The following is a 6598-nucleotide window of genomic DNA, read 5'->3' as shown; positions in this document are numbered from 1 at the left end:
CCCCACGCCCCCCCGTTGAGTGTCCAAGAAACGCCGTGAGCCCGCCGCGCGATGCGGCGTTTCCTGGACACTCAACGCCCCGTGGCACCGGGAACGCGAAAGGGCCCGGATGCCATGGCATCCGGGCCCCGAAGGCGAAACGTCAGAGCGCTTCGATGATCTCGCGCATCAGCGACGCGGTCTCGGACGGCGTCTTGCCGACCTTGACGCCGGCGGCCTCGAGGGCCTCCTTCTTCGCCTGTGCGGTACCGGCCGAGCCCGAGACGATGGCACCGGCGTGGCCCATGGTCTTGCCCTCGGGAGCGGTGAAGCCGGCCACGTAGCCGACAACGGGCTTGGTGACGTTCTCGGCGATGAAGGCGGCGGCGCGCTCTTCGGCGTCTCCGCCGATCTCACCGATCATGACGATGGCCTTGGTCTCGGGGTCGGCCTCGAACGCCTTGAGGGCGTCGATGTGCGTCGTGCCGATGACCGGGTCGCCGCCGATGCCGATGGCGGTCGAGAAGCCGAGGTCGCGCAGCTCGAACATCATCTGGTAGGTGAGGGTGCCCGACTTCGACACGAGGCCGATGGGTCCTTTGCCGGTGATGTTCGCGGGGGTGATGCCGACGAGCGCTTCACCGGGGGTGATGATGCCGGGGCAGTTCGGGCCGATGATGCGGGTCTTCTCGCCCTTGGACTTGGCGTAGGCCCAGGCCTCGGCGGTGTCGCCGACGGGCACGCCCTCGGTGATGACGACCAGCAGGGGGATCTCGGCGTCGATGGCCTCGACCATCGCGTCCTTGGTGAAGGCCGGGGGCACGAACGCGATCGACACGTCGGCGCCGGTCTCGCGGATGGCCTCTTCGACCGACGCGAAGACGGGCAGTTCGACGTCGTTGCCGGCGGCATCCTTGTGCGAGACCGTGGTGCCGGCCTTGCGGGCGTTCACGCCACCGACGACCTGGGTGCCGGCCTTGAGCATGAGGGCGGTGTGCTTGGTGCCCTCACCGCCGGTGATGCCCTGGACGATGACCTTGGAGTCCTTGTTGAGGTAGATCGACATGGTTCTGTTTCCCTATCCCTTACGCGTTGGCCAGTTCGGCGGCCTTGTCGGCGCCCTCGTCCATACCGGCGGCGAGGGTGACGAGCGGGTGGTTGGCGGAGGCGAGGATCTCGCGGCCCTCTTCGACCTGGTTACCGTCGAGACGGACGACGAGCGGCTTGGTCGCGGTGTCGCCCAGGATCTCGAGGGCCTTGACGATGCCCTCGGCCACAGCGACGCACGAGGTGATGCCGCCGAAGACGTTCACGAACACGCTCTTGACCTGCTCGTCGCCCAGGATGACGTCGAGACCGGCGGCCATGACGGTCGCCGAGGCGCCGCCGCCGATGTCGAGGAAGTTGGCGGGCTTGACGCCGCCGTGCTTCTCGCCGGCGTACGCGACCACGTCGAGGGTCGACATGACCAGACCCGCGCCGTTGCCGATGATGCCGACCTGACCGTCGAGCTTGACGTAGTTGAGGTCGTGCTGCTTGGCCTTGGCCTCGAGCGGGTCGGCGGCGTCCTTGTCTTCGAGCGCCTCGTGGTCGGGGTGGCGGAAGCCGGCGTTCTCGTCGATCGAGACCTTGCCGTCAAGGGCGATGATGTCGCCGTCCTCGCTCTGGATGAGCGGGTTCACCTCGACGAGGGTGGCGTCCTCGCCCTTGTAGACGTTGAAGAGCTTGACGAAGACGTCGGCCACCTTGGGGGCCAGCTCGTCGTCGAACTTCGCGGCCTTGGCGATCTCGAGGGCCTTCTCGGTGGTGATGCCCTCGAGCGGGTCGACCTCGATGCGCGCGAGCGCCTCGGGACGCTCGACGGCGAGCTCCTCGATCTCCATGCCGCCCTCGACGCTCGAGAGCGACAGGTAGGAGCGGTTGGCGCGGTCGAGCAGCACCGAGAAGTAGAACTCCTTGGCGATGCGGGCACCGGCGGCAACCATGACGCGCTTGACGACGTGGCCCTTGATGTCGAGGCCGAGGATGGCCTGGGCCGCCTCGAACGCCTCGTCGGGGGTCTTGGCGACCTTCACGCCGCCGGCCTTGCCGCGGCCTCCGGTCTTGACCTGAGCCTTGACGACGACGACACCGCCGAGCTTCTCCGCGGCCGCCTTCGCCTCCTCAGGGGTGTCGGCGATGATGCCGGCGAGCACCGGCACCTCGTACTTTTCGAACAGATCACGTGCCTGGTACTCGTAGAGATCCACGGACAATCCTTCGCTGGGCGATCGGTGGTGGGAGGAGGCGAACTCTCTCGATATCAAGAGATCTTCGCCAGTGGACAACCCTACCCGACCGGGGTCAAACCCCCCGCCCCTCCCCCGTACGAAGGATGGGAGGGATGCCGTGCGGAACGCGCACAAGGACGCGAGCCCGTTCCGTGTGTCGGTGAAGCGTCGGTGGGCGCGCTCGAACGCCGCGCGACCCGCGCTCGCTCCGGGAGCGTCGGACCGGTTCAGCCTCGGTCGTAGCGGCAGGTGACGCTGCCGCTGCCGGACTTCTCGACCACGAGCTCGTCGTTCCACTCGAGCTGGCAGCTGACGTTCTGATCCGCGCTGTCGGCGGGCGCCGTGACGGTCACCTCTGCCCAGGGGCCCTTGGTAGCCACCTGTGCGAAGCCGTCGCCGTCCCAGGTGAACTCGCGCGATTGACCATCGCTCGAGAACACCGCGGTGATGTTCTTCGGTCCCTGGCCGCGCGCTTCGACGTGGTCTACACCGAGACTCGCCAGAGACGTGAAGAAGACCGCGAGCAGCACAGCCCCACCGAGCAGAGCGACGACAGCGGATGCCATGGCGCCGGACGCCGCGGGAGCGGGGGCCGCGTGACGTCGCGCGCGAACGGCGAGGCCGACGCCGACGCCGGCGAGGACGACGACCGCGATCGGCAGGACCACCAGGGGCCCGCGGACGAGATACGGCACCACGAGAAGCACCCCGAGCACGAGGGCGACGATCCCGATCCACAGCGCGGCGAGCGCTACCCCCGGACGTCGCCGATGCGCCGTCGCACCCGACGTCCGACGAGAGTCGCGCCCGTGTGTCATATCCGTCCTCCAGAGTGCGCGTTCCGCGAAGAACGGCCGGACACCTTCGATCCGGGAGGTGCGTTGTCTACGCTAATGACCGGGGGCTCGAGCCTCAGACTGCTGTCACGCCGATACCCGGGGGTCCCGACGGCGGACGCAGCAACCTCGATCGGATCGTGTTCCGCTACGGCCTGAACGGGGACGATCGGGAGCTCACGGTTCGCCCGGCCTCGGTTCCCACGGGACCCGAAGTCGATCACATCCTCCGCCCGGCGGCACATGCGACCATCGGATGATGAAACGACCGGGGCGCCGACGCTCGCCGTCGCTCGCGGGCACGCCCCCTCACTCCCTCGACCTCGAAGGACCCGCATGACCTCCGCCGTCACTCTCATTCGCGCGTCCGCTCTATCCGACGCCGCCGAGTACGCCTATGCCGCCACCGCGCCCGCGGGTGCCCGATTCATCTTCCTCGCCGGATCCTGTCCCCTGGACGACGACGGCTCCACCGCCGGGATCGGCGACTATGCGGCGCAGGCGGCGAAGTGCATCGAGACTATGACGGGCGCGCTGCGAGCGGCGGGTGCCGAGATCACCGACGTGATCAGCACGCGCGTGCTCGTGGCATCCACCCGTCAAGCGGATCTCGTCACGGCCTGGGAGGTCGTCCGCGACGCGTTCGGCGATCACGACGTGCCGAGCACGCTGATGGGCGTGACGGTGCTCGGCTACGACGACCAGCTCGTAGAGATCGAGGCGGTCGCGGCGGTCGTCGACCGCTGAGTCTCAGCGGATGCGAAGCCGCAGCTGACGCGCTCCGAGGGCGGCGAACACGACCAGCACCACCGCGAGAAGACCGACGGCGAAGACGGAATCGACCTCGAGACCGCCCACGTCCGCCGAGATTCCGTAGAACGCCTCGACCGCTTTCGAAGCGTCTGCCTGCCCGTCGGTCAGGGCCGCGAGGGCTTCAGCCGTCATCGGTCCGCGAATGAGCATGGCCGCCTGCGCGAAAGGCAGAGAGTTGATGACGTCGCGGACGGCGTCGGGGAAGGTTCCCACCGGGATGTACGCTCCGGCGAGGAATCCGATGATGGTGCCCACGACCGTGGAGAGAGCGGAGAAGGCTGCGGAGCTGCGCAAGAAGGTGACGGCGAAACTCGACAGGGCGGAGAAGGCGGCGCTCGAGAGGACGACGTAACCGAGCGTTTCCGTGATGCGTCCCCACGGCATCATCCCGCCACCCTGGCTGAGCAGATACACCTGCCCCACCACCACGACCAGAGCGCTCATCGTGACCGAGATCACGAAGCTCGACAGCAGATAACCCGCGATGAGCTCGCCGCGGCGGATAGGTGAAATCAGGATGTCGACGAAGCGTCCGCTCGCGCGATCGTCCACGAAGACCGACAGCGATGCCAGAGCCGTCGTGAGAGTGGTGATCATCGTGATTCCCGCGAGGACCCATGCCCCCACGAACCAGTGAATGTCAGCGGCGTCGGCGTTCGGGAACCGCTCGACGAGATTGTCGACCTGCAGATTGCCCAGAAAGAGGGCGTACAAGGCGATCAGAATCAGGACGGACAGCAGGGAGAAGAAGACTCCGGCGCGGTCTCGAACGAACAACAGCAGGTTGCGGCCCGTCAACATGGCGACTGCCCTCATGCGACCCGCTCCCCACTCACAGCGAGGAAAACGTCATCCATGGTCCCGTGGCGGAACTCGAAATCCGTCACGTCTGGCGAGGCGAGAATCGCCCTCGCCTCGTCGATCTCGTCGATGGATATGCGCACCGTGTCGCCGGCAGCTTCCATGACGAGTCCTCGGTGCTGATGTGCGGCGACGAACGAGCTCACGTCAGCGACTCGCATCGTCAGAACACTGCGGCTGAACCGGGAACGGAGTTCCGCCGGAGAACCCTCAGCCGCGACCTCACCTCGCGCGATGATGCACACCCGATCGGCCCGTTCGGTCTCTTCCATGTAATGCGTGGTGAGAAAGACCGTGGTCGAGTGGTCTGCGCGCAGCTGGGCGATGGCGCTCCAGATCTGCTCACGCGACCGCGGATCCAGACCAGCCGTCGGCTCGTCGAGGAAGACGGCACCCGGTCGGTGGATGATCGCCCGCGCGATGTCCGCGCGGCGCTTCTGCCCGCCGGACAACACGCCGTACCGACGATCCAGGAACTCGTCGAGCGCGATCAGTTCCGCCAGCTCCGAGATGCGTCCGGCGGCATCTCGCCGACGAAGGCCGTAGAAGTCGGCACGCAGGGCGAGGTTCTCGCGAACGGTGAGCAGCGGATCGAGAAGGGACTGTTGAAAGACGGCGCCGATGCTCCGTCGCACCTCATCGGCTTGCGTGGACACATGGCGCCCGAGGACGCGGATCGTGCCGGACGTCGGGGCCAGGGTTGTCGTTATGCAACCGATGGTGGTGCTCTTGCCCGCCCCGTTCGCGCCGAGGAAGGCGAAGAGCGAGCCGGTGGGGACGTCGAAGGACAGATCTCTCACGGCCTCTATGGAGCCGTAGGACTTGCGGAGGCGGCTTACCTGAATGGACACGACGTTCCTTCGATTCGCAAGGGGCGAGGTACGCCCCTCAGCGAATCACGTGCACATGCGTCTCCGGCCGGGCTTCACCCGAGAGCGAGGCCACTTCACCCCTAGATCCACCCCCGCTCCCGCGCGTGGATCGTCGCCTGCTGCCGACTCGCGAGCCCCAGCTTGCCGAGCACCGACGACACGTGATTGCGCACCGTCCCGGCAGACAGATGCAGCGCGGAAGCGATCTCGGCCACCGTCTGCCCCCGCGCCCCCGCGCGCAGCACGTCGAGCTCCCGGTCGGTCAGGGGGCTGCGTTCGTCGCTCAGCGCGTCGGCGGCGATCTCGGGGTCGACGTAGCGGCGCCCGGCGGCGACCTCGCGGATCACCGCGGCCACGTCATCCGCGGGTCGGGACTTCGGCAGAAATCCGTCGACGCCCGCGCCGAGCGCGCGCCGCAGCACGCCGGGACGAGCGTGGCGCGTGACGATGACGCAGCGCGACGGCACGCGCCGCAAGATGCGCGCGGCGGTGTCGACCCCGTCGAGACCGGGCATCTCGAGGTCGAGCAGGCACACGTCGGGGCGCAGGCGTTCGGCCTCGGCGAGCGCACTCTCGCCGTCGCGGCATTCGGCGACGACCTCGAGGTCGTCCTCGAGCCGCAGCAGGGCGGCGAGGGCCGTGCGGATCATGTCCTCGTCGTCGGCGATGAGCACGCGGATCATGCGAAGACCCCCTCGGGCACGCGGACGGTCAGTCGAAAGAGGTCGCCGGGGCGGGTGGCATCCATCGTCCCTCCGACCGCTCCGACGCGCTCGGCGATCCCCGCGAGCCCGGCGCCGTCGCCCACCGGCGACGACGCGCCGCGGGCGTCGTTCTCGACGACGAGCACCCACGCCCCCTCGTGGCGGGCGAGAGAGAGGGATGCCGACACCCCGCCGCCGTGCTTGAGCACATTCGTCGTGGACTCGCGGACGACCGGCCCGAGCACGTCCGCGGGGGCGTCGAC

8 protein-coding genes are annotated in these 6598 nt (G+C 68.1%); 1 reads left to right on the top strand and 7 read right to left on the bottom strand.

Annotated elements, in window-relative coordinates; translation table 11 throughout:
* Positions 1-142: 142 nt before the first annotated feature.
* The 3 genes from sucD to DBR36_RS01770 all read right to left on the bottom strand — a co-directional run bounded on the left by sucD (position 143) and on the right by DBR36_RS01770 (position 3067).
* A complete protein-coding gene (gene sucD / locus DBR36_RS01780; protein WP_108317306.1) occupies positions 143-1045 on the bottom strand; it encodes a succinate--CoA ligase subunit alpha in 903 nt (300 codons plus the stop codon).
* Between the two features lie 19 nt (positions 1046-1064).
* Positions 1065-2228 carry an ADP-forming succinate--CoA ligase subunit beta gene (sucC, locus tag DBR36_RS01775; protein WP_108317305.1) on the bottom strand — a complete coding sequence of 388 codons (1164 nt, stop codon included), beginning with the start codon at positions 2226-2228 and terminating at the stop codon, positions 1065-1067.
* Between the two features lie 248 nt (positions 2229-2476).
* Entirely contained in the window at positions 2477-3067 is a 591-nt protein-coding gene (locus DBR36_RS01770; RefSeq protein ID WP_108317304.1) for a hypothetical protein, read from the bottom strand.
* Positions 3068-3421: 354 nt separating this feature from the next.
* On the opposite strand from DBR36_RS01770, the gene DBR36_RS01765 reads away from it, so the two are divergent.
* On the top strand, positions 3422-3832 hold the full coding sequence (locus DBR36_RS01765) for a RidA family protein (RefSeq protein WP_108317303.1): 411 nt from the start codon (positions 3422-3424) through the stop codon (positions 3830-3832).
* Positions 3833-3835: 3 nt separating this feature from the next.
* Here DBR36_RS01765 and DBR36_RS01760 read toward each other — a convergent pair whose 3' ends face one another.
* The 4 genes from DBR36_RS01760 to DBR36_RS17480 form a co-directional block, all read right to left on the bottom strand.
* Positions 3836-4714 carry an ABC transporter permease gene (locus tag DBR36_RS01760; protein ID WP_108317302.1) on the bottom strand — a complete coding sequence of 293 codons (879 nt, stop codon included), beginning with the start codon at positions 4712-4714 and terminating at the stop codon, positions 3836-3838.
* A complete protein-coding gene (locus tag DBR36_RS01755) occupies positions 4711-5559 on the bottom strand; it encodes an ATP-binding cassette domain-containing protein (protein ID WP_258222507.1) in 849 nt (282 codons plus the stop codon). Before DBR36_RS01755 ends, DBR36_RS01760 begins: the two co-directional genes overlap by 4 nt.
* A 152-nt stretch (positions 5560-5711) precedes the next feature.
* On the bottom strand, positions 5712-6314 hold the full coding sequence (locus DBR36_RS01750) for a response regulator transcription factor (protein WP_108317300.1): 603 nt from the start codon (positions 6312-6314) through the stop codon (positions 5712-5714).
* Positions 6311-6598, bottom strand: a 288-nt coding sequence (locus DBR36_RS17480) for a sensor histidine kinase (RefSeq protein ID WP_375136042.1), incomplete at its 5' end; no start/stop codon positions are given. The genes DBR36_RS17480 and DBR36_RS01750, both read right to left, overlap by 4 nt.

The organism is Microbacterium sp. HMWF026 (assembly GCF_003061325.1).
Lineage (GTDB): Bacteria > Actinomycetota > Actinomycetes > Actinomycetales > Microbacteriaceae > Microbacterium > Microbacterium testaceum_E.
The sequence above is the reverse complement of the archived record's forward strand: the minus strand, read 5'-3'. Positions and strand labels throughout refer to the sequence as shown.